The sequence below is a fragment of the Methylobacterium mesophilicum genome (assembly GCF_022179445.1).
GTDB lineage: Bacteria > Pseudomonadota > Alphaproteobacteria > Rhizobiales > Beijerinckiaceae > Methylobacterium > Methylobacterium mesophilicum.
This window is the reverse complement of record NZ_BPQU01000104.1, coordinates 1-336: the sequence shown is the minus strand read 5'-3', so window position 1 is coordinate 336 and position 336 is coordinate 1. Positions and strand designations below refer to the sequence as shown.

General features: G+C 59.8%; 1 protein-coding gene. It reads left to right on the top strand.

What is annotated here, in order from left to right; all coding sequences use genetic code 11:
* Window positions 1-336, top strand: a 336-nt coding sequence (locus tag MFF40_RS28400) for a tRNA ligase subunit PheS family protein (protein ID WP_438804105.1), incomplete at both ends; no start/stop codon positions are given.

Below are 336 nucleotides of genomic sequence, written 5' to 3'. Positions count from 1 at the left end.
GCGCGTAAAGCGGAGCTGGAAAGCGCGGCGCTGAACGCGCGTCTGGCGGCGGAGACCATTGACGTTAGCCTGCCGGGTCGTCGTATTGAAAACGGTGGCCTGCACCCGGTGACCCGTACCATCGATCGTATTGAGAGCTTCTTTGGTGAACTGGGCTTCACCGTTGCGACCGGTCCGGAGATCGAAGACGATTATCACAACTTTGATGCGCTGAACATTCCGGGTCACCACCCGGCGCGTGCGGACCACGATACCTTCTGGTTTGATACCACCCGTCTGCTGCGTACCCAGACCAGCGGTGTTCAAATCCGTACCATGAAGGCGCAGCAACCGCCG